Below are 25,185 nucleotides of genomic sequence, written 5' to 3'. Positions count from 1 at the left end.
GATCCAAAAGTGGGCTTGTGATGCTGATTCTCAGCTTAATTAAAGCATGAAACTCATTGCAGCTTGTAATGTGATTGTAGGGCTGTTGAAAAATCAAGTGTCGACTTGAGTGTAGCGAATTCGACTTAACTCAAGACGCAGCGCGAGTTCGAGCTGATTGAGTTGTTTTTGCGAAATGCGTAGAAGCTTCTTTTCAGCTTGTTTTTGTAATAACTTTAATTGCTTGGCATGGCCTGCTTCTAAGTGAAGTAATGCGCCATGATAATCACCCTGTTCGGCACATAGTGTTTCTAGTAATTCATGCGCTTCTTGGCTCATTGAAAAACCGCGAATTTGTTCTCCGAGCGTAAGGCAAAGTTCTAATGAAACTCTAGCTTCTTGCAGTTTATCTTGTCGCAAAAAAATACGTCCTAAAATCAAGGCCACGTAAGAGCGACACCATAAGCCGCCAAATTGCTGTGCAAGTGCGCGCGCTAATTCTAAATGCTCATATGCGTCATCAATGTGATCGTGATCGAGTAAAACAAGGCCGCTATAGATATGAAATTCAGCTTGAGTTTCTAGGTGCGGGCGTAATTGTAATTGCGCAGTGAGGCGAGTTAATAAAAGTGCCACTTCACTATAGAGTTTGAGGCGATAGCAGCTGGCAATGAGCGCGAGTAAGCAGTCTACGCGCAAGCTAGTATCATCGACATTTTCGGCTAAATTTAGAGCGCGTCGTTGATAGTCGATCGAAATGTCGAGCTGACCAAATACCAAACACACTTGGGCGATGCCCGAATAGCCGCGAATAAAAGCGCGGCTGTCTTCGCCTTCGATTGCCGTTTGCAGTGCTTGCAGCCAAATATCTAGCGCACGCATATACTCGCCCAAATGCAGTTGGCATTGCGCTTGCCAATGCAAAGTTTGTGCGAGTAAAGACCAATTATTAAGCTGGCGTGCCAGTAAACCGGCTTCGCGAAAATCTTTGGTGGCGGCGTTGGGCTGCTCACCGACATCCAATAAAAACTCACCCCGATACAATAAAGCTTGAGCTTGGCCTAGCGGGTAGGGCATTTGCTGCGCTCTTAAAACCGCCGCCGTCATGCCATCAGCTTGATGCTCAAAGCGCATGGTTTTGCGGATATGGGGGAGTTCGGCATCAAATTCATCGGGGCTCATTGATACAACTCCACGCGATTACGCCCATTATGTTTGGCCTGATAAAGCGCTTGGTCGGCATGCTCAAGTAGTGTTTTCGCATCGGGTTCGTCAATTTGTTCGGCAACGCCAATGCTAGAAGTGACTTTAAGCTCTGCGTGAAATTGCACCCAGTTGAATTCTTCAATCCGTTTGCGAATGCGTTCCGATACTTCAACAGCAGTGCTACCCATCGCGCCCGGTAATAAAAGCACAAATTCTTCACCGCCAAAGCGGGCGACTAAATCACCACCACGGCAAGATTGCAGCAAAATAGCGGCAATCGTACGGATCACCTCATCGCCAATCGGATGGCCAAATTGATCGTTAATACTTTTGAAATGATCTAAATCGAGCATTAAGGTCGTGAAAGCACGCTGTTCTTCAATACAGCGTTGATACATTAAGGGCATTTCTTGATCGAGATGGCGGCGGTTACTTAAGCCGGTCAATGGATCTTGTAACGAGGCGCTACGCAGCGTGTTCAGCAGCTCGGAATCGGCACTGCTTTTTTGCCTGAGCAGTAGGTTTTCTTGGCGTGTTTGCAGCACAAATAATTGGGTGTCGAGGTCTTTGATACGGCGTTCTAGTGCTGAGGTCAGTTTTTCTTTCGCCATTTGCTGCACGTCACTGATCGCCAAACGATGGTAATGATGGCGATTCTCCCACGCCATTTTGTAATCGTCCTTGGCTTGCCCTAATTCAGCTAAAAGATTGTAAACGCGTAGCAATAGCACATTCGAGGCAAAAGAGAGGATCGTTTTCAGCGCCAGCAGCAGGTAATGTTCGGCTTCAACAAAACGTTGCTGCGCCATATATACGCGGCCTAAAGCCATTAAATTAATCGATTGGCTCCACAAATAATTGAGGTTTTGATTTAAGTCCCATGCCGCTTGCAGCCAGCCTTGAGCCTGGTGATATTGCTTCAGCGCCATATGCGCGTCGCCGCGATAACTATACCAATCGGCTAGCCATGCTTTATGCCGACTCGTGAGAAAAACCGGTTCACCTTGCTTGGACAGCACGAGGGTGAGTTCATATTCGCCCAGGTGATTTAGATCGGCTGCGACATGCAAAAAACTTTCAGCCAGTAGCTCGTGATCGCTAACTTTTCGCGCAAATTCGAGTGCCGTTTCGTGCCAGCGTAGCGCATTACCGTGTTGTTGATGTGCAGTGAAAATATTGCCGATGCCAAGGCAGGCCTGCACGTACAAATCAAAAGCTTGCAGGCTGAGTGCTTTTTTGAGGCAGCTGCTCCACAGTTTGAGTGCTGGGCCGTATTCACTCGCAGCGAGCAGCAAGCGGGCGCGGGCATTGTCGTATTCGGCAGCATGGCGAGGATCTTTACTGATGCGCTTGAGTGTTTCGACGCGATCCAGCGCGAGATGCGCATCGGCCAATTGCCCGAGCGCCCAATAGCTGAGTGCCAGTAGTAGCAAGGCTTCGATTTCTTGTTGGGTTTCATGCTGTGCTTTGGCCAGTACTATGGCGGGGAGCAAAATCGTGATCGTTTTGGCGCAATCGGGCACGAACCAACTACGGGCTTCTTTAATCCATAACTCGAGCTGACTTATGCTTTCAATTGAATCGGGCATTTTGGCTAGGATGCTGATTTTTAGAGTATTAATATAGACAACATTGCGTGCTCTGCCCTTGAAACACTGCAAAAGTTCAGCGCTACATCGTGTTGAGTGCTTGCTGTGCCAAGCTTGTATATTTATAGTATGAATTAAATTTTAATTATTCATTGAAGGCGTCGATATGAGATTTACTTTGCGCCAGCTCGAAGTATTCGTCGCCGTGGCGCGTGGCGAAAGTGTTTCGCGTGCGGCTGAGCAATTGGGCTTATCGCAATCCGCAACCAGTACCGCCCTATCTGAATTAGAGCGCATTTACGATAGGCGCTTGTTTGATCGGATCGGCAAGCGTTTGCAACTCAATGAACTCGGCGCCATGCTGCTGCCACAAGCGATGCAATTACTCGATCATGCGGCTGAAATTGATGCGCTGCTGGCGGGGCGCTCAGGCTTTGGCCCGATGCGCGTTGGTGCGACGTTGACGATAGGTAATTATCTCGCGACTTTATTAATTGGCGACTTTATGCGCCAGCATCCGGGTTGCCGGATTTCGCTCGGAGTGCACAATACCGCGCATATCGTGCGGCAAGTGGCGCACTTTGAGCTGGACTTGGGCCTCATCGAAGGCGATTGCCAGCATCCGGATTTGGACGTGATTCCGTGGATTGCCGATGAGTTGGCGGTATTTGCTGCGCCCGAGCATCCATTGGCGCTGAAAGTGGCGCAGCAGCAGACGGTGACGTTTGCTGATTTAGTCGCCGCCGCATGGATTGTGCGCGAGCCAGGCTCGGGAACGCGGCAGACTTTTGATTATGCGATGCGGCATGTGCAATCGCAGATTGATATTCGTTTGGAGCTAGAGCACACCGAGGCGATCAAGCGCGCGGTCGAATCAGGTCTGGGCATCGGCTGTATTTCGCGTCTGGCACTCAAAGAAGCGTTTCGCCGTGGCAGTTTGGTCGAGTTGCCCGTGGCGGATTTAGATTTGGCACGGCAATTTCACTTTGTCGTACACAAACAAAAATACCGCACAGCGGGAATGAGCGCTTTTCTCGATCTGTGCCGCAGCGTCACAGCAGGCGTGAGCCGCAGCGATGAAATTGTGTTGCCTTATATTCGCTGATTTAAGCATGGGTATGTCGATGTGGTTATTGATAATGAATGCATACATTGATATACCCTTATATTTTATTCAGGCTTTATACAATAAAGATTGAGTGCCATAGTTAAAGCTCTTTATTCATTGCGAGGGCAAGATGCGCTGGTTTCGATATGGCTGTTTGTCTTGCTTGTTTTCGGCGCTGGCAATGGCCGCCGATCCGCCTTTGCGCGTGGGCTTTTTTCATTTACCGCCGCATGGGATGAGAGGAAATGGACCGCCACGCGGTGCGGCGCTGGCTTATTTTGAGCTGATTGCCAAAGAGATGCAGGTTCAACCGGTTTTTCTGGAGCGCCCTTTGTTGCGCTTGGTGAAAACGAATGATGTCGATCTGGTTCTGTATCTGGGCCAGCAAGCTGAGCGAAACAGCTATTTAAAATATGCATCGCAGCCTTTGTTTTGGATTCAGGGGTCGATTACCGTGCGAAAGGATTCAGGCATTGGCCCGATTCGTAGCGTTAATGATCTATTGCCTTTGCAGCTAGGCGTGTGGAATGAGGGTTTTCGTTCGCCGCTAATGCGCGATTTTCGGCTTAAATATGAAACGATGGGCGGCGCTGATGTGACTCGGCGGCATTTGCTGAAGGTGAAATTTGGCCGGATTCAAGCGTATTACTCCCCTGATAGCAGCAGTATTGAGCACGAAATAACACAGCAGCAGTTAGCCGATGATTTGATGCAATGGCTATTACCTGAGCCGCCAGTGGGCTTGTATTCAGCGTTTACGCGGCAGGGCGCTGTTTGGTTACCTGCGTATGAGCGTGCGTTGCAAAAAGTACAAAAACAAATCTCTTATGCCGATTTCCTGCGGCAATATACGCAGCAACCCGCGCTCCAGCGCGGTGAGTTGCCCAACGTCAGTCATCCCTAACTCCTTCCCGCTCTTCGCTTCGGTTAAATTCCTGTATAAGCAAGGCTGATATTGTTTGGAATTGATTGGAGAACACATGTCTGATGCTATTTCATGTAGCAGCTGTAAAGCCTGTTGCTGCCAATTAGAAGTCATGCTGATTGCTGGCGACGATGATGTGCCGGCGGAATTCATCGAAATTGACGCTTGGGGCGGTGAAATTATGCATCGGCTTGCTGATGGTTGGTGCGCGGCACTCAATCGCAGCACCATGCTCTGTACGATTTATGAGCAAAGGCCGTGGATTTGCCGTGAATACGAGGCGGGTGATAGCGATTGCATGGAGCAAAGAAAGCGCATTCCTTTAATTCATATTCATTAGCCGTCGAATGCGGGTCGTCTATTTTCTTTACCTTAGCTGTATTTTTTCTGTCGCAATCTGCAATAAACCGATATTGCTTACATTAAAAGTTCATCATCTTGTGGCATGATGCAAGGTCACTTATTGGGGATGTTGCGGTGTTAAATACTGAAGAAAAAATTGGGGTTTCGGTGGGGCTGGTCGTTAGTGCTTTGGCAATTGGTGCGGCTTTATTTGCAACAAAATTACTGCCTAGCACGAGCCCAAAGCCCGTCGCTGCAGCGAGTGCGGTAGCCAGTAGCGAAAAGCAATTTGTCTTGGGCCAGATTAATATGGCCTTGGTCGACGGCAAGCTCACATTCACTGGCCGTGTAGCGGATGAAGCCAGCAAGCAGCGCTTACTTAAACCGGCGCGTTTACTGTGGGGCGCAGAGAATGTCATCGATCAGCTGGTCGTGGATGCCAGCGTACCGGCGTTTTGGTGGGCGGGACGCCCGATTGAGATTTTCGCGCGTTTGAAACAACTCAAAGCGTTTGAATTGCAACTCGGCGGCGATAAAGTGCTGTTTAGTGGTGAAGCGGGCAGCATGAAGCTCAGCGATGGCATTAATTTGGGCTTGGGCCATTGGTTTAAACCGGGTGTGGCGGTGGCAAGCCAGCTGCATGTCGTTGAAGATGCACAATTGAGCGTGTGGAATGATGGCGTATTGCTGAATGAATCGATTGAGTTTGCGACGGGCTCGGCGCAAGTGAGCGAAGCATCGCAACCGCGTTTGAAAGAAATTGCGGCCTTTTTGCTCGAAGATGGCCGTGTGATTCGCGTGCTGGGTTACACCGATAATGTCGGTGATGCGGCGGCGAATCAGAAATTATCGCAAGAGCGCGCCGCAGCAGTGCGCTTTTTGCTGATTAAAAATGGTGTGAATGGCAAGCAATTGATTGCGATTGGCATGGGGCAAGAGCGCCCGATTGCGGATAACGGCACTGATATGGGTCGTCAGAAAAATCGCCGGATTGAATTTTCCGAGTAAAAATAAACTCGCATTAAATGCTTGAACACAGCCCCGCTTGTTGCGGGGCTTTTTTTATTTGCACTTTTACCTGCTTCGAGTGACTGGCTAAAGTCGGAGATACATTCGGAATTTCTGCACATCATTCTGAACTAGCCTTGTGATGAGGCACTCATCAGACGCTGTGAGCCTCTATTGCATTTGTCATAAAAAACAGCGCTTTAACTAAATTGTTGTGCTGCGTGGTGATGTTGCATACAAATTGTTATTGATAATCATTATCGTTATCAATTAGTATGAGCTTACCTATTCATTCTTAGTGGACCGCATCATGATCTACGGACAGCTCAATCGCAGACCCACCGTTCACCGTAGTACTTCACAGCATCAGCTCACGCAATGGCAGCACGCGATTACCGCCGGTAATCAAGCTTTTGCCATTGGCGACAGCGATTCGGCGCATCGCGCTTATCTTTATGGCCTGTCCTTAGCGCAATCTTTGTTGCGCGACAGCCGTATTGCCGACAACGCCATCGCGGCGCTGGTGACCACTTACCATAATTTGGCTGATTTACATCAGCGCGCAGGCCATTTGGATTTAGCCGCCGACCAATTGTGCGCGATTCATCGTCAACTCATGCGTTTGGCCGATGTGGGCGCTTTGCACAATGCCGCCATGCACCATCAGCGTCGGACGCAATTAGAACTGATGCGCTTTATCGCCGAGCATCCGCAATATGGCCATCTCATCCAGACGCTGGGTATGTCGCACGCTCAAGGCATCTTGCATTAAGTTTTTTTCCCCTCTATTTGACCCGAACAAGGATGCACTATGCCTCATCAATTGCCTGAACTTGCTTATGCCTACGACGCGCTGGAGCCGCATTTAGATACCGCAACGATGGAAATTCATCATCAACGCCATCACCAAACCTATATCAATAATCTCAATACGGCCGTTGCCAATACGCCGCACGCGGATACGCCAGTTGAAGATTTGCTGCGCCAAATTGAAACTTTGCCGAGCGATCTGCAAGCGGTGGTACGCAATCATGGTGGCGGCCATGCCAATCACAGCCTGTTTTGGACGGTGATGTCGCCGCAAGGTGGTGGTATGCCCACTGGCGAATTACTCGCGGCGATTGAGCGTGATTTGCAAAATTTCGACACATTTAAAGCGCTGTTTACGCAAGCCGCAGTGAGCCGTTTTGGCAGCGGTTGGGCGTGGTTGTCAGTTGATCGGAACGGCGTGCTAGTCGTGGAAAGCAGCGCCAATCAAGATAGCCCGCTGCTGCACGGCAACACGCCGATTTTGGGCTTGGATGTGTGGGAACACGCTTATTACTTGCAGTATCAAAATCGTCGCCCGGAATATATCGCCGCTTTCTACGCGGTGATTAACTGGGGTGAAGTTGCGCAGCGCTACGCCGCCGCGCGTCAGCCCTAATTCATCGTTGCTGGTGCTGGGCTGCGGCTCGGCACTCGCAACACAACACCATGAGGCGCAAGAAATCGATGAATATCTTGGCAAAAACTTACCTCTTTCGCAAAATGCTGGGCTTTAGTTTGGTGCTGGTCACAGGCATTTTGTTAACGCAAATGCTGTGGCAAAAAATGGGCTTTGCCAGCAGCCCGCAAGTGACGGCGGCGCTCACGGGCGGCTTGATTGCTGCGGGTGCAACCGCGTTGGGCGCTTTGCCTGTTTTGCTGTCGCAAACCATTGCACCGCGCACGCAAGACACATTATTTGGTTTTGGTGCTGGCGTGATGTTGGCGGCCTGTGCTTTTTCGCTGGTTGTTCCCGGGATTAACGCCGCCAAATTACAAGGCGCTGGCCCGTGGCAAGCATCGCTGATGGTGGGCGGCGGGATTTTACTCGGTGGCGCTTTGCTGCTCTTGATCGACAAAATCGTGCCGCACGAGCATTTCATCAAAGGGCTAGAAGGCCCTGAAGCGAAAACAATCCGCCGCACTTGGCTGTTTGTGTTTGCGATTGCTTTGCATAATTTGCCCGAAGGTTTGGCCATTGGCGTGGCGTATGCTGGCACCGATGCACTGCACGCCAGTGCGCTGACGATGGGCATTGCGATTCAAGATATTCCAGAAGGGCTTATCGTTGCCGCTGCTTTGGTCGCGGTGGGTTATTCACGGTTCAAATCGGTGGCCTTGGGGATTTTATCGGGTGTGGTCGAGCCGATTGCCGCTGTGTTTGGCGCGCTGGTAGTGGGCTTTTCCGCCAGCCTATTACCGTGGTCACTCGGTTTTGCTGCGGGCGCGATGTTATTTGTCATCAGCCATGAAATTATTCCCGAATCACACCGCAAAGGCCATGAGCTATTTGCGACGACAGGTTTGTTATTTGGCTTTGTGATTATGATGATGCTCGATACTGCATTAAGTTAAATACAATAAGGGTATTACCATCTAGTCATTGTTAGTAAAAGGCTAGATGGCAATACCCTTGTATTTAATTAAGCAACTAACTGCACTTTTGCTTCACGCGGCACCAGATACACCGTTTCGGCAACTTGCCAGCCACCTTCGACTTGGCGCTCACGCGTTAGCTCGACTTCAACCACATCGTGCGCCGCTGCGCCGGTTTCGACGTCGACTTCCAAACGCACCGTTGCGCCCAGCAAGCGAATATGCGTGATCGTGCCGCTGACTGCACCCGTCACCGCAATGCGGCTCAGGTCGATTTCATGCGGGCGAACGTAAACCACGGCGGCTTCGTCTTGTGGACTGGCAAATTTGCCGCTGCCGACTTTGGCCCAACTGTCGTGAACGCGAGAATGGAATAAATTTACATCGCCCAAAAATTGATACACAAACGGGCTGGCTGGCGTGTCGTAGACTTCAGACGGTGTACCGATTTGTTCGATTTGCCCTTGATTCATTACCACCACGCGGTCGGCGACTTCGAGCGCTTCTTCCTGATCGTGCGTCACGAAAACCGACGTCACATGAATTTCATCATGCAGGCGGCGCAACCAGCGGCGCAGCTCTTTGCGCACCTTGGTATCGAGTGCACCAAATGGCTCATCGAGTAGCAAGACTTTCGGTTCAACCGCCAGCGCGCGCGCTAATGCAATTCGTTGCCGTTGACCGCCTGACAATTGCGCCGGATAGCGATCCGCCAGCCAATCGAGCTGCACCAATTGCAATAAATCATGCACTTTGCGTTTGATTTCAGCGTCAGACGGGCGAGTTGATTTCGGACGCACCCGCAGGCCAAACGCGACATTTTCAAACACGGTCATGTGGCGGAAGAGGGCATAGTGCTGGAAGACAAAGCCCACTTGGCGTTCACGCACATGCCTATCGGTGGTATCTTCGCCATGAAATAAAATTTGTCCTGAATCTGGTGTTTCTAAACCCGCAATGACGCGCAATAAAGACGTTTTTCCGCAACCCGATGGCCCGAGCAAAGCGATGAGTTCACCCGATTTAACATCCAAACTCAAATCATTCAGTGCTTTAAAGTCGCCAAAGGTTTTGACGATATTTCGAATTTCGATACTCATGGCTTATTCCTCAGTCGCATGTTTTTTGTCTTCAATCGCTTGCTGTTCAGTGCGCCATTCGATATAGCTCTTGAGCGCCAAGGTCAGCAGCGCCAGCAAGGCCAGAATCGAAGCGGCAGCAAAAGCGCCTACAAAGTTGTATTCGTTGTACAAAATCTCAACGTGCAACGGAATCGTATTGGTCAGGCCGCGAATATGCCCCGACACCACCGATACCGCGCCAAATTCACCCATGGCCCGTGCGTTGGACAAAATCACGCCGTAGAGCAAACCCCATTTAATATTCGGCAACGTGACATGCCAAAACGTTTGCCAACCTGTTGCACCGAGTACCAGCGCCGCTTGCTCTTCATCCGAGCCTTGCGCTTCCATCAGTGGAATCAGTTCACGCGCTACAAAGGGGAACGTCACAAACACCGTCGCCAACACAATGGCGGGCACTGCAAACAAAATTTTAATGTTGTGACTCGATAGCCATTCGCCCCACCAGCCATGCGCGCCAAACATCAGCACGAAAACCAAACCTGCCACGACCGGTGAAACGGCAAAGGGCAAGTCAATCAAGGTGATTAAAATACTTTTGCCTTTGAAATCAAATTTGGCAATCGCCCACGCTGCGGCGACGCCAAACACCAAATTGAGCGGCAAACTAATCGCCGCGACAATCAAGGTGAGTTTGATCGCCGATAAGGCATCGCTTTCCACCAACGCGGCTTGATACAAGCCCCAGCCTTGGCGCAATGCTTCATAAAATACCGACAGCAAAGGGATGATGAGTAAAACGCCGATCAGTAGCAGTGCCAGTGAAATTAAGCTGTAACGCACCCACGGTGCTTCTGTGGTGACGACTTGCTGTTGTGTTGTTGTAGCCATTATTTACGTCTTCCTAAGCGTTTGGCCATCCACCATTGCAGGCCATTAATCAGTAGCAATAAGCCAAATGACACGACCAACATAACAACGGCAATCGCCGTTGCGCCCATGTAATCGTATTGCTCCAGCTTAGAAATAATCATCAGTGGCGTGATTTCAGATTTGAACGGCATATTGCCAGCAATAAAAATCACCGAGCCAAATTCGCCAATCGCTCGCGCAAAAGCCAATGTGAAACCGGTGAGTAATGCGGGGAAAATCGTTGGGAAAATCACTTTCGTAAACACTTGCCAGCGCGTTGCACCAAGGCTAGCTGCGGCTTCTTCGAGTTCTTTTTCTAAGTCTTCCAACACCGGCTGTACCGTACGCACCACAAAGGGCAGCGTGATAAAGGTCAGCGCCAGCACAATACCTAATGGCGTAAATGCAACTTTGATCCCGATGCGTTCCAGCGGCTCGCCCAACACGCCGTTCGGTGCATAGAGTGTCGCCAACGCAATACCGGCGACGGCGGTCGGCAGCGCAAAAGGCAGATCGACCAAGGCATCAATAAAGCGTTTAAATGGAAATTGATAGCGCACCAAAACCCACGCAATCAACATCCCGACAAATAAATTAATCACCGCCGCAATCAAGGACGCGCCAAAAGTCACGCGATACGACGCCATCACGCGTGGCTCGGTCACAATCGCCCAAAAGCTCGCCCAATCGAGCCCCATTGTTTTGGTGACCAGCGCGGTGAGCGGCAGCAGCACGATCAGTGATAAATACAGCACGCTATAGCCGAGCGATAAATTAAAGCCCGGTAGCACACTGCTTTGTTTAAATTTCATAGAACTATCCTTTTTGCGGCTACAGGCTGTACGTGATTTGCATTTGTAGGAGCTGGCTTGCCAGCGAAGACTCCGTCAATTCAAACGATTCACGCTCATATTGACATTGCTTTCGCGGGCAAGCCCGTTCTTACGGTGTTTTTAATAAGGTGGGTAGTTAATTAGAAATTTTATTTAGGTATAGCTTTGTAGCCATTTTTAAATAAAGCCTACAAGACATATACCTATGTTTTAAATTCACGCCTCAAGCGAGTGAGCGCTTATTTTTTCTTAGCAATTTCAGCGGCGATTTGGTCGTAAATAGCGCCGTCATCAAAGAATTTTTTTTGTGCGGCACGTAAGCCACCAAATTCATCGACGCCAAATAATTTAATTGCCGGGAATTGCTTGGCGTATTTGGCGGCAACGGCGGCGTTGCGTGGGCGTAGATAATTTTGCGCGGCGATTTCCTGGCCTTCTGGGCTCCACAAATAGCGCAGATATTCAGTCGCTGGCGCACGTGTGCCGCGTTTATCAACGACTTTATCGACGACGGCGACGGGTAAATCAGCGTCAATTGAAATCGATGGATACACCACTTCGAAGTTGCCACGGCCAAATTCGCGCGCAATCATTTCGGCTTCGTTCTCGAACGTCACCAATACATCGCCGATTTGGCGCTGCATAAATGTCGTTGTCGCGGCGCGGCCACCGGCATCGAGCACGGGCACGTTAGCGAAAATTGCGCTGGTGAATTCACGCGCTTTGGCTTCATTACCGCCGTTTTGTTTCAGCGCTGCGCCCCATGCAGCGAGGAAGGTATAGCGACCGTTACCGCTGGTTTTTGGATTCGGCACAATCACGCCAACACCAGGTTTCGTTAAATCGTTCCAATCCTTGATGCCTTTTGGATTGCCTTTACGCACGATCAACACTTGCAAGCTAGAAAAGGGCGCCGCCTCATTCGGGAATTTCTTTTCCCAACCAGGGTTAATTTGTTTGCCTTTCTCGACAATCGCATCAATGTCGGTGCTTTGATTCATCGTAACGACATCGGCTTCCAAGCCATCAATGACTGAGCGCGCTTGCTTGCTAGAGCCGCCGTGCGATTGCTGAATTGTTAGCGTGTCTTTGCTGGCGTAGTATTTTTTAAAGACCGGGTTGTAGTCTTTATAAAAATCGCGCATCACGTCGTACGAGACATTGAGCAATGTGGTCTCAGCAGTCGCAAGCGTTGATAAGCTGCTGAGTGCGAGGGCAAGGGAAAGTTGGCGAAGTGGGGGCATTGCGGAATTCCTTGAAGCGCGAGATGAGAATGGATTTGACTGTAACAACTCAAGCTTATGCCAACAAGGAATATAAAATTATTATTATAGAATTAAATGTTTTTATTTTTTAAAGAAGCCGCTTGCAAGCAAGGGGCTGTTTATTGCCCATTGAAAAATAGTTTTCAGCAAGCTAGTGGACTTGTTTACATAAGATGGCGACTAATTTTTATTGGGAATTACATTGGCGTTCATGATTTGCTGTCGTTACACTTGGCATCCACATCTAAACACTTTGGCGCGTTCGCTCATAATGCAAATCCCACCTTCCTCCTGCTCGCGAATCAAACGTATTTTTTGTGAACTGTCTGATGAAGCACTGAAAGACATAGAAAGAACGCAGATTTTTACTCATTTGGCAGGCTATAACGCGCTGGATTGGTCGAAGTTACTCAATTCAAGCCGAATCTTGATTATTGCAGAGGCGGGTTCAGGTAAAACGTACGAATGCCAGCAAGAGCAAAAACGCCTCTGGGATGAAGGGCACGCCGCGTTTTTTCTTGAGCTAGCCGAATTGGCATCAAGCAGTAGCTTGACTGAGCTTTTATCCTCCGGAGAAGAAACTCGACTTGAGCATTGGAGAGAGTCGCAGTCAGGCGTTGCGACTTTTTTCTTAGATTCTTTTGATGAACTTCAGCTAACCCAAAATTCGTTTAGAAAAGCCCTAGTTAATTTGGAGAAGGCACTGAAGGGGCTGCTGGGGCGTGTGCGCATCATTATCACGACGCGCCCAGTTCCATTTGACCGTGAAAAATTTAAGCAATACCTTCCTTTTCCAGAAGCGCAGCAAGAGCGCGAAGTGCCGACTGGGGAGGCTTTTGCGGCAGAGATTAGCAAATCAAAGCAATTCAATAATAACGTTGTTGCCGAGCGTGAAGATCCCATTTGGCGCAGCGTTTGCTTGATGCCTTTGTCTAGCGAGCAAATTAGCGAAATGATCCGCGTGCTGAACATCGCCAATCCAGACGAATTGATGGCCGCAATTCGATTGCAAAATGTAGAAGAGTTTACTCATCGCCCACTGGATCTGATCGAATTGTGTGAGGACTGGCGGGAGCATCAGCAGATCCGTGCGCATCGAAAACAGCTGGAAAATAATATCCGCATCAAGCTGAAACCACGCTTAGATTCTGTTCGACAAGAAATCATGGCTCTGTCGCCAGAAAAGGCATTAGATGGTGCATCCAGACTGGCTCTAGCTTGTGTTTTGTCCCGTAAATTCACTTTGCGCCACAGTGTGGAGTCGGATGTGATTTCAGCGGCGGATAGTGCGCTCGATCCTGCTGATATTCTGACTGACTGGGATGAGAAAGAGCGCAAAACACTGCTGGAGCGAGCGCTTTTTGGTATTGCCAACTACGGCAGGGTTCGTTTTCACCATCGCTCGGTGATTGAGTTCCTTGCGGCACAGCAATTAAATCAATTGCTAAAAAGCGGGATGGCGATGAAGACGCTGAAGCGGCTGTTGTTTGCCCAGACTCCGCAGAGCATCAAAGTCATTAAACCCAGTATGCGCGCAGTTGCGGCTTGGCTCGCAGCAGACAATTCAAGTGTGTTTGATGAGGTTCTGTCGCGAGAGCCAGAGGTGCTGCTTGATTTTGCCGATCCAGAATCGTTTTCTTCCTCTCAACGCCGTCAGACTTTGCGAGCCTATGTTGAGTGCTATCAGCATGGCGGCTGGAGAGGAATGCATACGGCCAGCATTCAGATTCAGCGGTTTGCACATGCTGAGCTGGCCTCGTTAATACGCGAGCTGTGGGATGTTGGTATTGAAAATATGGAAGTACGGGAATTGCTGATTGACGTCATTGGTAGCGGTGAAATAAATCAATGTGCTGATTTGGCATGCGCTGCGGCAATCAATCCCACTGAAGAGCAACGAGTTCGACGTAGTGCATTGGAAACCTTGGGGCAACTTAATGATTCTTGTATTTTTGATGTCGTCGCCAATATGCAGCAGAACGTTGGGCAATGGCCGGAGCAATTGTTAAAAACAGCCATAGTGAGTTTTTTTCCTAGCCATGTATCGCTTGAGCAGCTTGAATTTTTGCTGAAGCACACTTCAGAAAGAGTTGATGAGGTGGGTTTGCTGGGTTGGCAGTGGCCTCGGCTGATTGCTGCCGTAGATATTACGCCAATCCTTTTGAATGGCTTGCGGCACAAGCTAAGCGACCTTATTTTGGAGAATGCTGAGTTTCAAGAGGGTTGGCGTTTTAGTACGAGCAGACCGCATTTGCTGCACGCATTAGCAGCATGTTGTGTGCGGCAATTAGTCGCTGGTGAACGTAGTGAGGCTTTGTTTAAATCAGCTATTGTGGCGTTGCGTTTTTCAAAGGATGGATATGCAAGTCAGAAAGAACCGATCAACATCTTGAAGCAAGAGCTTGCTGCGCTGCCAACTTCTTATCGGGAAGTCTTATTTTGGCTAGATATTGCTTTGACTCAAAGCTTTGAAATTGAAAGCAACCCTTGGTCTCGCATCTATCGCACATGCTCGGATGGGCCTATTCAATTGAATGCTGAACAAGATGGCGACTGGGTGCTAGCCAAACTCGCGGAGCAGAGTCGTCCTACTTCTGAACGCTTATTGTTACTTGAGTTGGCAATGTGGCTGCACAGAGCCCCAAATACGGATCGAAAGCAATACGCAGAATTCATACGACCGCTGGTCATAGATCAGCAGGAATTGGTTGAACATCTCAATGCTTACATGCAACCCATATCCAACAATCCAGAGCTGGAAGTATGGGAAAAACAGCATCAGGAAGCAGAAAAACGAAGACAACGCGAAGAAGAGCAGAATTACCAGAGTTGGCTAGTATTTTGGGAAGAGCTTTCTAGTCATCCAGAAAAAGCATTTGCAACAGACTTACGAGAAACAACTGCATGGCAGCTATGGAAAGTAGCTCGTGATGAGGGAAATGATAAGTTTTCTGGGTGGAATCGCCCTTTTTTTGAAAAGCATTTCAATCAAGACGTTGTTGAGCGGCTGCGTGTAACGCTGATGGCAATTTGGCGTAAAGATAGTCCTCCGTTACGCTGTGAACGTTTGCTTGAAGAAAAAAATATTACTCGCTACGCGTGGTTGATGGGTTTAGCTGGCATTTATGCAGAAGCAGAAGACCCAAGCTGGGCAAGTAGGCTGAGCCATGCAGAAGCTTTAGTTGCTAGCCGTTTTGCCTTGATAGAATTAAATCACTTTCCCGCGTGGCTAACTGATTTGGCAATTACCCATCCAACTGCGGTTACTGAAATATTTGCTGTGGAATTGGCGAGTGAACTGTCGGAGCCCGTAGTGGCACTTGCTCACCATCACGTCTTGCAATGCTTACAATATGAATCCCAAGCAATTGTCCTGCTATTGATTCCCCAGTTAGCTCAGTGGTTCGCTACTTCGCCGCTATTACGGGAGTCCGAATGTGAGTATGCGGTAGAGACGCGCCTGAGAATGGTAGTCAATCTGCTGATGACTTATGGCGCAGAAAGTGAAGCCTTGCTTGTGAAACAGCAGGCTAAAAATCAGCTTATTCATGGTTTGAATTCAAATTTTTCTTCAGTATGGCTACCCGTCTTACTGTGTTACGCCCCTGAGGATGGTGTTCGAATATTGATTGATGGCTTAGAGGGGCATGAAAATGAAGCCGACTCGATTGGCGTTCGATGGATTGCTGAGTTATTTGGTGGTCGCCATCAAAAGCAATTGTTTGAGTTGACCGCTCCAGGTTTTACACCAGAGTTACTGCTGGAGTTACTGCGGCTTGCCTATCGGAATGTGAGAATTGATGAAGACATCACGCATGAAGGTGTGTATTCGCCTGGGCCGCGTGACAATGCGCAAGATGGAAGGAGTTACCTATTGGATGCTGTTTTGAATCTTGGCGGCGCAGATGGATGGCGCATCAAAGCAACATTGATCGAAGACCCGTTATTCGTCCATTTTAGAGATCGCGCTTTAGTGCTGGCCAAAGAACGAGCAGCGAAGGAGATGGATGAACAAGTTTATGAGACGGCTCAAATTGTTAAATTTCTAAAAAAATATGAAATTGCGCCTGCCAATAACGATGAATTTTTTGTGTTGATGTGCGACAGGCTAGATGATCTAGACGATTTGTTGCTGCGGGATGATTCTCCGCGAGAGCAGTGGGCGGAAATTTCGGAAGAAAAAATTATGCGCCGTGCCATTGCACACGAATTGTCAAATCGTGCCAATGAAATTTATAAGGTCAACCAAGAGGAAGTTACTGCCGACGAAAAAGAAACCGACATTCGTCTGCATATCATCAAGCCCAATTTAGAAAGCGTCATTGAGCTCAAGCTGGGTGATAAGCACTCAGGGCGTGTTTTACGTGACACTTTAGATAAGCAGCTTGTGAGCAAATATATGGCACCAGAAAACCGTCGTGCTGGTTGTTTGCTTGTGACCGTGACTCGAGATCAAAATTGGGATCATCCTGAAACTGGGGCGAAGCTTGATGTTGCGGGTTTACGCCTGATGCTGGAAGAGGAGGCTAGAAGAATTGAGTCTGAAAAAGTGTGGTCGCTCAAATTGGCAGTGAAGGTTCTAGATTTACGACCACGTTTACCCAAAGAAAATACGAAACAAAAAAATTGAAACTTAAGCAATACATCAATGAGCGCAAGCATTTGCTTGTTTAGTTTTATTGGGCGGAGCCGCCATTAAAATCGTTTGTTAGCGCAATCAAGCGCCGTAAATAGTCCAAGCCTTCTGGCCATTCTCCGTGGCCGGATTCGACATTGATATGCCCCGCATCGGGCAGCACGGTTAATTTGCTGCGCCATGTCGTAGCCAACTGGCTGGCACGTTCTTCCGTGCAACTAGGGTCATTACTGCTTGCCACCACCCAGCTTAAAAAAGGCAAAGGAATATGCGGTAAGGGCGCAAAGCCGCGAAACGCATCGGGCGCTTCTGGCCGCATCACGTCGGCAGGGGCGACCAATAAAACGCCTTGCACGCAGCGTTCTCGGCCATATAAAGCGCTCCAATGCGCGAGCGTTGCACACGCCAAACTATGCGCCACAATAATCGTCGGCACATCGCGCTCGGCGATTTTTTGCTCGAAATTGCGCACCCAGAAACCAGCGTGTGGATGCTGCCAATCGTCTTGTTCGATTCGCTCAAATTGTGGGTATTGCTGCTGCCACAGCGATTGCCAATGTGCATCACCCGAGTTATTCCAACCTGGGGCGATAAGGATGCGATTGCCAGCGGCTAGCCATTGCTCAATAGAATTCATATTCGGAGCTTCTTTGAATGTTGATGGTGCAAAAGTGTTATCAAGACAGCATCTACTTGCGATTTAAATCGGTCTAAATTCGGGATGGGCGAGTAAAAAGCCTTGTAGGCCATCTACGCCACTCTCGAGTGCGATTTCTTTTTGTTCTCGGGTTTCAACGCCTTCGGCGATGACCAAGCTACCCGCATCGTGTAATAAAGACACCAATTTGGCGTAGCCGTGACGCGCTTTTTCTTGCTGGCTGGCGAGCGTCAAAATATGCCGATCTAATTTGACGAAGTCAGGTTCTAGTAGCCATAAACGATCTAAATTGGCCATGCCGTGGCCAAAATCATCCAGCGCGATGCGGTAGCCTTTGGCGCGGTAGTTTTTAACCGCACGTTGAATCGCCGTTGCATCCAGCGTTGCGGCTTCATTTTCGAGTAATTCCAGCACGACCTGATTGGGGCTAAAACCTAAGCCATTTAGAATGCGCTCAAAATACGCACCGTGATCGTTGATTTGCACCAATAGCTCTGGATGTACATTCAAAAACAGCAAGCGTTCTTGCGGTGCATAGCTGGCAAAATTCATTACATGCACGGTGCGGCAGAGGCGATCAAATGCAATCAATTTGTCGCCTTGCCGTGCCGAATCAAAAGCTTGCTGCGGTGAAATGGCTTTGTGGCGCACGGTGGCGCGCAGCAAAGCTTCATCGCCAAAACGCGTACCTTGTCGATCAAAAATGGGTTGAAATGCAGAGGACAAGGTCGAGCCCAGCGCTTTGACGATTACGCCGCGAAATGAATCAATATGAAATGTGCTTTCTGGCCATTCACGGGCTATTTCAGGGGGAACAGGTATCCGAACATTCGGATGAGTAAAAGGCCAATTCATACCGATTAATCCTAGGGTGATGCAATTGATGCGCTTTAATGAAGCTCATTAATAAAATACATAAGCAGCCTAATTGATAAGATTAGGCTGCAACTTCTTATTAATAATTAAAAGTCTGAGCGCACGCCGACCGAGAATAAATCTAAGCTTTGACCATTGTTCAATGTGTAGCCTGATTCAGTCGTGAAATTAGCGTTTTTCTCATTGTCTAATTTTGTATAAGTTGCATAGACTCTGCTTTTTTTGCTGAGATTGTATGAGGCGCCCAAAGACAATTGCTCTGCACCTGAATCTGCTAAAGTATCTACATCATTTGCTTTTACATAGCTCAATAAGAAATACAATTTATCGTATTTGTACGAGCCAGCAGCAGCGTAGCTATCTTGTTTGCGTGAAATTTTTCCATCATCACGATCTACTTGTTCCCAAGTGAGGCCTAAGCCAAAACCCGCGTAATTCACATTGCCGCCAATTAAAAGCCCATTAATGTTTGCACCTTCTTTGGCCACTGAGGTGATTTTCGATGATTTATAATCTGAGTTTTGATCTTGACCTAAAGAATAAACTGCGCCGACATTAAAAATATCATCTTTCCAATAACCGCCAATTTGGTAGGTTGATGCATCATATTTAGCGGTTTTTTCACCAATGGTGTATGAAGCATTTGCATTAAAGCCACTGAAGTTCGGTGTCTCATAATAAATGACTTGTGCATCACGATTACCAAGGCGGCGTAATACTTGTCCAGTACCTAAATAACCAGAAGAGTCATTGAGTTCACCTTCTAGTGTCGGTGCAATCCCTTTGTAAATATTTTTATAGGCATTGTCCATTTTACCAAAACGAGCAAAACCAAAATCGCCTTTGTAACCGATATAAGTATCACGTGAGCCCCACACATCAGTGCTCGCCTTATCATAGGCATCGCCAACACGGAAACGATTTTCTAATACCCAAATCAAATCACCACCAAAGTCGAGTTTATCTTTGCCAGAGAAACGAATGCGTGAGCTTTGATCTGCTAATTGTGTTTTATTTGTACCATCGCTTTTTGAACCTGCTTTAACGCCGACCTGATCGGGGCTCACATATTCAAATGCGGTGCGGACACTGCCGCTAATGGTCACTTCTGCAAATACAGCCGGTGTAATCAAGGCCGCTGCAATCGATAGTGCGATAATTTTGTTCATGGCTTAATCCCTTTTGATAGTTTACTGCTGCATCATTTAACCGCAGTAATATATGATCAATTATTATTTTGAATTCGCATTAATGATTTGGTCAAAAATACCACCATCGCTAAAGTGTGTTTTTTGTGCCTTAGTCCAACCGCCAAATACATCATCAATATCAAAGAGCTGGATTTTAGGGAATTGCTTCGCGTATTTCGCGGCAATGTCTTTATCAAGTGGGCGGTAATAGTTCTGCGCGATGATTTCTTGGCCTTCTTTGGAATACAGATAATTCAAGTATTCAGTCGCTGCTTTTCGCGTGCCTTTCTTATCGACGTTTTTATCGACAATCGCTACCGGTGGCTCGGCCTTAATGGAATAAGCCGGTGCAACCACTTCAAATTTATCGCGGCCGACTTCGCGGAATACCAATTCAGCTTCGTTTTCCCATGTCACTAAGACATCGCCAATACCGCGCTGCGTAAATGTCACCGTCGAGCCACGTGCGCCAGTATCTAAAACAGGTACATTTTTGAAGAGCTTTTGTACAAATTCGCGCGCTTTTTCATCAGAACCATAGGTTTTCTTCGCCCAGCCCCATGCTGCAAGGTAGTTCCAGCGTGCGCCGCCCGATGTTTTTGGGTTTGGCGTAATCACTTGCACATCGGCGCGAATCAAATCATTCCAGTCTTTGATGCCTTTTGGATTGCCTTTTTTCACCAAGAACAAAATGGTCGATGTGTACGGTGATGAATTGCTTGGAAATTGTTTTTGCCAATCGGGTTTGAGCAACTTGGCCTGCTCGCCCAGCACGTCGATGTCATAGGCCAGCGCCAAAGTCACCACGTCGGCTTCAAGGCCGTCGAGCACGGCGCGCGCTTGTTTGCCAGAGCCACCGTGCGATTGCTTGATCGTCACATCATCGCCGGTTTTCTTTTTGTAATAGCTGGCGAAGGCTTTGTTGTAGTCCTGATAAAGCTCGCGAGTGGGATCGTAAGAGACATTGAGTAATTCGATATTGGCAGCAAATACGCTACTGCTAAAAACGGCCAGAGTGAGGGCTAGGGAGATAGGTTTGAGTAACATGTCATCGCTTCCTGTGAGTAAGTGGAATGATGATTGCATGAATTTTATATTCGATTAAATACTTAAAAATTTATATATTATTCTATTTGGGTATATGTGAATGAGCTAGATCGCGCAGAAACGATGCCTGATTTCAGGGATAATCCGCCGCACTCATTCATGAATTGAAAGGCTGCTGCGATGGAAAAAATTGAAACGGTGCTCGCTGAGGTGAGCCCACCCGCGCCAGTGAGTTTTTGGCAGGCGTTTTTATTTTGGCTTAAGCTCGGGCTGATTAGTTTTGGCGGGCCAGCGGGGCAGATTTCTATCATGCACCAAGAGCTGGTTGAAAATCGGCGCTGGATTTCAGAAAAGCGCTTTTTGCATGCACTGAATTACTGCATGGTCTTGCCCGGCCCCGAAGCGCAGCAATTGGCGACATATATTGGTTGGCTTATGCATAAAACATGGGGGGGTATTGTCGCAGGGACTTTTTTTTTCTTACCTTCGCTGGTAATACTCATCGGTTTGTCTTGGGTTTATATTGCGTATGGTGATTTACCGCTGGTGGCGGGGCTGTTTTACGGGATTAAGCCGGCGGTGACGGCGATTGTGCTACACGCCGCGCATCGCATTGGTTCGCGCGCCTTAAAGAATAATGTTTTGTGGGCAATTGCCGGTGCTTCGTTTGTGGCGATTTTTGCGTTGAATTTACCGTTCCCCTTGATTGTGGCGATGGCGGCATTGTTCGGTTGGTTGGGCGGGCGTTTTAAACCTGAATATTTTCAAACCGGTGGCGGTCATGGCGCGGGTAACAAATCGTATGGTGCGGCCTTAATTGATGATCACACGCCAACGCCTGAACACGCAAAATTTAGCGGATCGCGTCTGGCGCTGGTGCTGGGCATTGGGGTATCGCTCTGGGGAACAACAATGGCAGTGCTTTTGGCGCTATACGGTTGGGATCATACACTGACGCAAATGGGCTTGTTTTTTAGCAAAGCGGCGTTACTGACTTTCGGTGGTGCGTATGCGGTGTTGCCGTATGTGTACCAAGGTGCGGTAGGGCATTTTGGTTGGCTAAGCGCGGCGCAAATGATCGATGGTTTGGCACTGGGTGAAACCACGCCAGGCCCTTTGATTATGGTGGTGGCTTATGTGGGATTTATTGGTGGCTATCTGAAAGCATTTTTCGGCCCTGATAGCGCGTTCCTCGCTGGTGCGGTCGCGGCCTGCGTGGTGACGTGGTTTACCTTTTTGCCGTCGTTTATTTTCATTTTGGCGGGAGGCCCGTTGGTTGAATCGACGCACAATAATTTGAAATTTACCGCGCCACTCACCGCGATTACCGCTGCGGTGGTGGGGGTGATTTTAAATCTGGCGCTATTTTTTGGTTTTCACGTGCTGTGGCCGCAAGGTTTTGCGGGCGTATTTGATTGGATTTCTGCACTGCTGGCATTAGCCGCTGCCATCGCCTTATTTAAGTTTAAGCGCAATGTGATGCAAGTGATTGCTTTCAGCGCCGTGCTGGGCTTGTTACTGAAATTGGCTGGCGTGTAATGCCAATAGTGGAGGCTTGGTATTCGTACTTTGGCGTGGTTTATTTGATTATTATGTAATGTTTATTTCTTTGCTGGTAAGTTTTTGTAATGTATAAGAAGAAAGATGACTTGGACGCAATGATTCATTGCGCTTCGAGTTGTCTTTTTTTTGTATCTATCATTTGTAGCTTGGCGGCTTGAATAGCGGCTTTTTTTGAGTTGTTTTGTTACATTATTCAACGCTAATTAATGCGCTGCAACATGCTGTTTTTCTTATTTTATCTGACAGATTGAGTTAGTTTTAATTGGTTGTTGCGACGCAGCATTTTTGGGGCTTGTATTTTTTGTAGTGTGCTTCATTAAGTGATGGCGTGATGACTTTTTGTTGAAAATGGTTGAGATCACAGTCACTTGACAAGAGTTGCCCCTATCTACGTAAATCGTACCCATCGCTGCATTGTGTAGTTTGCAGCGAAACGTTATTCAGCCTAGAACCTAAGAAACTTACAAAAAGTGGTCTGGCTAACTGGTCGAGTTACATACCAGTTGCATTGCGCGAATGACACCAATTCAATGAGTGGATGGAGACCCTTACATGTTTAAACTGAAACACTTTGCGGCAGCGGCTTTGCCTGTTGCGGTTTTTGCTTCATTTAGTTATGCCGCTCCGGCTTGGCAAGAAGGCACTACATATAGTGCTGGCACGACGGTGAGTTACAGCGGCCATGATTATTCATCGCTGGTAACGCACACCGCTTATGTGGGTGCAAACTGGAATCCGTTGGCAACGCCAACTTTGTGGAAAGATTTGGGTGCTTCGACGGGTTCGGTAGCGACACCAACGCCTGTTGCGACGATTGCGCCGACGGTAAAACCAACAACAGCGCCTACCGCTACACCTGTCGTTACTACACCGCCGGTAACAGGCTCTTGCACTGCCGCCGCATGGAGCAGCACAACGGTTTATACCAATCAAACGGTGAGCTACAACGGTCGTAATTTCCAAGCTAAATGGTGGACGCAAGGCAATACGCCAAATGCTGCTGAAGTGGATGGCCCATGGCGCGATCTAGGTGCTTGTGTGGGCCCAACTGCGAAGCCAACGGTAACGCCAGTGGTGACTGTTGCACCAACTACAAGTCCTGTCGTCACGGCAACACCTACGGCAAGCACAACGCCAGTCGTAACGGCCTCACCAATCCCAACAGTAACGCCAACGACGACACCAGTTGGCCCAACGCCAACGCCAGCAATTGGCGGCAAAGAAGTCGGTTCTTACTTCGCACAGTGGGGCGTTTACGCGCGCGGCATGGAATTGGCTGATATCGTCAGCAATGGCTCTGCGGCCAAAATGACTTACCTGAACTATGCCTTCGGTAATATTTATCCGAAAAATGGCGGCTACGAATGTGGCGCTGGCATCGACAAACTAGAGTCTGGCGCAACTACGCCAAATGCACCGGATGCGGGTAGCGGTGGCGATGCATGGGCCGATTATGGCCGCACGCCTAGCCGTCAAATCGCGGGTGGCACGCCAATCACTTGGGAAACACCGCTAGCAGGTAACTTCCACGAGTTGCAATCGCTACGCAAAATGTTCCCGAACATGAAGATTTTCATTTCATTGGGCGGCTGGACTTGGTCGAAATGGTTTGCGAATGCAGCCAAAACCGATGCGCTACGTAAACAGCTGGTGGCATCGTGCTTGGATATTTACATCAAAGGCAACTTGCCGATGTACAGCGGTCGCGGCGGTGTCGGCGCGATGGCCAATGTGTTTGACGGCGTAGATATCGATTGGGAATTCCCAGGCGGCGGCGGTCAACCGTACAACACCGTTGATGCTAACGACAAACGCAACTTCACCTTGTTGATGGCTGAATTCCGCGCGCAACTCGATGCCTTGAGCAAAGTCAACGGCAACAAGAAATATTACCTAACGGCAGCGATGTCAGCCGGTAAAGATAAAATCGAGAAGACTGAACCAGCTGAATACAGCAAATACCTCGATTTCATCAACTTGATGACTTATGACTTCCACGGCGGTTGGGAATACACCAGCACGACGTATATGGATGCCGCCGGTGAAAATCACGCTAATCCAGCAGCGAAAACGGACTTCCATTCTAATCTGTACCCAGATGCTAAGAGCCCGAACTACCTAGATCCAAAAACGGGCGAGCGTGGCGTAGCGTCGTACTACAACATTGATGATTCAGTGAAAAACCTGCTAGCAGCCGGCTTCCCAGCACAGAAAATCATCGTTGGCGTACCCTTCTACGGTCGTGGTTGGAGCGGTGTACCGAACGTGAATAACGGTCTGTATCAACAAGCCACCACGCCAGCGCGTGGCACGTATGAAAACGGGATTGAGGACTACAAAGTGCTCGTGAATGCACCAGGTACGATTTATGTTGATCCAACGACGAAACAATCTTGGAAATTTGATGGCTCTACATTCTGGTCGTACGACACGCCGGCTGTGATTCAAACTAAGATTGATTACGTGAATGCCAACAACCTTGGCGGTATGTTCAGCTGGTCACTCGATGGCGACGACAAATCAGCCACCTTGATGAATGCAATGAGCAAAGTTCGCAAATAAG

At 48.6% G+C, this 25,185-nt stretch carries 20 protein-coding genes; 10 read left to right on the top strand and 10 right to left on the bottom strand.

Features of this window, described 5'->3' with window-relative positions; all coding sequences use genetic code 11:
• Positions 1 to 93: 93 nt before the first annotated feature.
• Both Q320_RS0114800 and Q320_RS0114795 read right to left on the bottom strand, forming a co-directional pair.
• On the bottom strand, positions 94 to 1,161 hold the full coding sequence (locus Q320_RS0114800; protein WP_027469650.1) for a tetratricopeptide repeat protein: 1,068 nt from the start codon (positions 1,159 to 1,161) through the stop codon (positions 94 to 96).
• Positions 1,158 to 2,774: a GGDEF domain-containing protein gene (locus tag Q320_RS0114795; RefSeq protein ID WP_027469649.1), complete on the bottom strand. Its 1,617-nt coding sequence runs from the start codon at positions 2,772 to 2,774 to the stop codon at positions 1,158 to 1,160. Before Q320_RS0114795 ends, Q320_RS0114800 begins: the two co-directional genes overlap by 4 nt.
• Positions 2,775 to 2,940: 166 nt before the next feature.
• Here Q320_RS0114795 and Q320_RS0114790 point away from each other — a divergent pair, with 166 nt between their 5' ends.
• The 7 genes from Q320_RS0114790 to Q320_RS0114760 all read left to right on the top strand — a co-directional run bounded on the left by Q320_RS0114790 (position 2,941) and on the right by Q320_RS0114760 (position 8,539).
• Positions 2,941 to 3,879 (top strand): LysR family transcriptional regulator, encoded by a 939-nt coding sequence (locus tag Q320_RS0114790; RefSeq protein ID WP_027469648.1) that lies wholly within the window; start codon positions 2,941 to 2,943, stop codon positions 3,877 to 3,879.
• A gap of 133 nt (positions 3,880 to 4,012) precedes the next feature.
• The gene (locus Q320_RS0114785; protein ID WP_027469647.1) at positions 4,013 to 4,786 is read left to right on the top strand and encodes a substrate-binding periplasmic protein; all 774 of its coding nucleotides are present in this window, start codon (positions 4,013 to 4,015) and stop codon (positions 4,784 to 4,786) included.
• 76 nt (positions 4,787 to 4,862) lie between these two features.
• Positions 4,863 to 5,147 carry a YkgJ family cysteine cluster protein gene (locus Q320_RS0114780; RefSeq protein ID WP_035853818.1) on the top strand — a complete coding sequence of 95 codons (285 nt, stop codon included), beginning with the start codon at positions 4,863 to 4,865 and terminating at the stop codon, positions 5,145 to 5,147.
• 137 nt (positions 5,148 to 5,284) lie between these two features.
• Complete coding sequence (locus tag Q320_RS0114775) at positions 5,285 to 6,157, top strand: OmpA family protein (protein WP_027469645.1); 873 nt, start codon at positions 5,285 to 5,287, stop codon at positions 6,155 to 6,157.
• 310 nt (positions 6,158 to 6,467) lie between these two features.
• A complete protein-coding gene (locus Q320_RS20070; protein WP_051534787.1) occupies positions 6,468 to 6,929 on the top strand; it encodes a DUF2753 family protein in 462 nt (153 codons plus the stop codon).
• A gap of 39 nt (positions 6,930 to 6,968) precedes the next feature.
• Entirely contained in the window at positions 6,969 to 7,583 is a 615-nt protein-coding gene (locus Q320_RS0114765) for a superoxide dismutase (RefSeq protein ID WP_027469644.1), read from the top strand.
• Between the two features lie 68 nt (positions 7,584 to 7,651).
• A complete protein-coding gene (locus tag Q320_RS0114760) occupies positions 7,652 to 8,539 on the top strand; it encodes a ZIP family metal transporter (RefSeq protein ID WP_156939080.1) in 888 nt (295 codons plus the stop codon).
• 68 nt (positions 8,540 to 8,607) lie between these two features.
• Here the strand turns inward: Q320_RS0114760 and Q320_RS0114755 are convergent, their stop codons facing one another.
• The 4 genes from Q320_RS0114755 to Q320_RS0114740 form a co-directional block, all read right to left on the bottom strand.
• Complete coding sequence (locus Q320_RS0114755; protein ID WP_027469642.1) at positions 8,608 to 9,660, bottom strand: sulfate/molybdate ABC transporter ATP-binding protein; 1,053 nt, start codon at positions 9,658 to 9,660, stop codon at positions 8,608 to 8,610.
• A gap of 3 nt (positions 9,661 to 9,663) precedes the next feature.
• The gene (gene cysW, locus Q320_RS0114750) at positions 9,664 to 10,533 is read right to left on the bottom strand and encodes a sulfate ABC transporter permease subunit CysW (RefSeq protein WP_027469641.1); all 870 of its coding nucleotides are present in this window, start codon (positions 10,531 to 10,533) and stop codon (positions 9,664 to 9,666) included.
• Positions 10,533 to 11,366 (bottom strand): sulfate ABC transporter permease subunit CysT, encoded by an 834-nt coding sequence (cysT, locus tag Q320_RS0114745; protein WP_027469640.1) that lies wholly within the window; start codon positions 11,364 to 11,366, stop codon positions 10,533 to 10,535. Before cysT ends, cysW begins: the two co-directional genes overlap by 1 nt.
• Positions 11,367 to 11,626: 260 nt before the next feature.
• Positions 11,627 to 12,631 (bottom strand): sulfate ABC transporter substrate-binding protein, encoded by a 1,005-nt coding sequence (locus Q320_RS0114740; RefSeq protein ID WP_027469639.1) that lies wholly within the window; start codon positions 12,629 to 12,631, stop codon positions 11,627 to 11,629.
• Positions 12,632 to 12,923: 292 nt separating this feature from the next.
• Between Q320_RS0114740 and hyoA the strand changes: the two genes are divergently transcribed.
• Positions 12,924 to 17,282, top strand: a complete 4,359-nt coding sequence (gene hyoA, locus Q320_RS0114735; RefSeq protein ID WP_035853815.1) for an NACHT domain-containing antiphage protein HyoA — start codon at positions 12,924 to 12,926, stop codon at positions 17,280 to 17,282.
• Between the two features lie 46 nt (positions 17,283 to 17,328).
• Here hyoA and Q320_RS20065 read toward each other — a convergent pair whose 3' ends face one another.
• The 4 genes from Q320_RS20065 to Q320_RS0114715 form a co-directional block, all read right to left on the bottom strand.
• Positions 17,329 to 17,925 carry an RBBP9/YdeN family alpha/beta hydrolase gene (locus Q320_RS20065; RefSeq protein ID WP_051534786.1) on the bottom strand — a complete coding sequence of 199 codons (597 nt, stop codon included), beginning with the start codon at positions 17,923 to 17,925 and terminating at the stop codon, positions 17,329 to 17,331.
• A 63-nt stretch (positions 17,926 to 17,988) separates the two neighbouring features.
• Positions 17,989 to 18,801, bottom strand: a complete 813-nt coding sequence (locus Q320_RS20060) for an EAL domain-containing protein (RefSeq protein WP_051534785.1) — start codon at positions 18,799 to 18,801, stop codon at positions 17,989 to 17,991.
• A gap of 107 nt (positions 18,802 to 18,908) precedes the next feature.
• Positions 18,909 to 19,991, bottom strand: coding sequence for a porin (locus tag Q320_RS0114720; protein ID WP_027469637.1), 1,083 nt, complete (start codon positions 19,989 to 19,991; stop codon positions 18,909 to 18,911).
• A 63-nt stretch (positions 19,992 to 20,054) separates the two neighbouring features.
• A complete protein-coding gene (locus tag Q320_RS0114715) occupies positions 20,055 to 21,059 on the bottom strand; it encodes a sulfate ABC transporter substrate-binding protein (protein ID WP_027469636.1) in 1,005 nt (334 codons plus the stop codon).
• A 180-nt stretch (positions 21,060 to 21,239) separates the two neighbouring features.
• Between Q320_RS0114715 and chrA the strand changes: the two genes are divergently transcribed.
• Positions 21,240 to 22,598 carry a chromate efflux transporter gene (chrA, locus tag Q320_RS0114710; protein WP_027469635.1) on the top strand — a complete coding sequence of 453 codons (1,359 nt, stop codon included), beginning with the start codon at positions 21,240 to 21,242 and terminating at the stop codon, positions 22,596 to 22,598.
• Positions 22,599 to 23,174: 576 nt separating this feature from the next.
• On the top strand, positions 23,175 to 25,184 hold the full coding sequence (locus Q320_RS0114705; RefSeq protein WP_027469634.1) for a glycosyl hydrolase family 18 protein: 2,010 nt from the start codon (positions 23,175 to 23,177) through the stop codon (positions 25,182 to 25,184).
• The last annotated feature ends 1 nt before the right edge of the window (position 25,185 follow it).

This window comes from Deefgea rivuli DSM 18356 (genome assembly GCF_000620145.1).
GTDB lineage: Bacteria > Pseudomonadota > Gammaproteobacteria > Burkholderiales > Chitinibacteraceae > Deefgea > Deefgea rivuli.
Note: the sequence above shows the minus strand (reverse complement) of the source record. Positions and strands in the feature narration are given on the sequence as shown.

Coding starts and splice junctions, on each gene's coding strand:
- Q320_RS0114780 (WP_035853818.1), top strand. CDS start 4,863: ATGTCTGATGCTATTTCATGTAGCAGCTGTAAAGCCTGTTGCTGCCAA.
- Q320_RS0114740 (WP_027469639.1), bottom strand. CDS start 12,631: ATGCCCCCACTTCGCCAACTTTCCCTTGCCCTCGCACTCAGCAGCTTA.
- Q320_RS0114765 (WP_027469644.1), top strand. CDS start 6,969: ATGCCTCATCAATTGCCTGAACTTGCTTATGCCTACGACGCGCTGGAG.
- Q320_RS0114760 (WP_156939080.1), top strand. CDS start 7,652: ATGAATATCTTGGCAAAAACTTACCTCTTTCGCAAAATGCTGGGCTTT.
- cysW (WP_027469641.1), bottom strand. CDS start 10,533: ATGGCTACAACAACACAACAGCAAGTCGTCACCACAGAAGCACCGTGG.
- Q320_RS20060 (WP_051534785.1), bottom strand. CDS start 18,801: ATGAATTGGCCTTTTACTCATCCGAATGTTCGGATACCTGTTCCCCCT.
- Q320_RS0114800 (WP_027469650.1), bottom strand. CDS start 1,161: ATGAGCCCCGATGAATTTGATGCCGAACTCCCCCATATCCGCAAAACC.
- Q320_RS0114715 (WP_027469636.1), bottom strand. CDS start 21,059: ATGTTACTCAAACCTATCTCCCTAGCCCTCACTCTGGCCGTTTTTAGC.
- Q320_RS0114705 (WP_027469634.1), top strand. CDS start 23,175: ATGTTTAAACTGAAACACTTTGCGGCAGCGGCTTTGCCTGTTGCGGTT.
- Q320_RS0114720 (WP_027469637.1), bottom strand. CDS start 19,991: ATGAACAAAATTATCGCACTATCGATTGCAGCGGCCTTGATTACACCG.
- Q320_RS0114755 (WP_027469642.1), bottom strand. CDS start 9,660: ATGAGTATCGAAATTCGAAATATCGTCAAAACCTTTGGCGACTTTAAA.
- Q320_RS20065 (WP_051534786.1), bottom strand. CDS start 17,925: ATGAATTCTATTGAGCAATGGCTAGCCGCTGGCAATCGCATCCTTATC.
- Q320_RS0114790 (WP_027469648.1), top strand. CDS start 2,941: ATGAGATTTACTTTGCGCCAGCTCGAAGTATTCGTCGCCGTGGCGCGT.
- hyoA (WP_035853815.1), top strand. CDS start 12,924: ATGCAAATCCCACCTTCCTCCTGCTCGCGAATCAAACGTATTTTTTGT.
- Q320_RS0114795 (WP_027469649.1), bottom strand. CDS start 2,774: ATGCCCGATTCAATTGAAAGCATAAGTCAGCTCGAGTTATGGATTAAA.
- chrA (WP_027469635.1), top strand. CDS start 21,240: ATGGAAAAAATTGAAACGGTGCTCGCTGAGGTGAGCCCACCCGCGCCA.
- Q320_RS0114785 (WP_027469647.1), top strand. CDS start 4,013: ATGCGCTGGTTTCGATATGGCTGTTTGTCTTGCTTGTTTTCGGCGCTG.
- cysT (WP_027469640.1), bottom strand. CDS start 11,366: ATGAAATTTAAACAAAGCAGTGTGCTACCGGGCTTTAATTTATCGCTC.
- Q320_RS20070 (WP_051534787.1), top strand. CDS start 6,468: ATGATCTACGGACAGCTCAATCGCAGACCCACCGTTCACCGTAGTACT.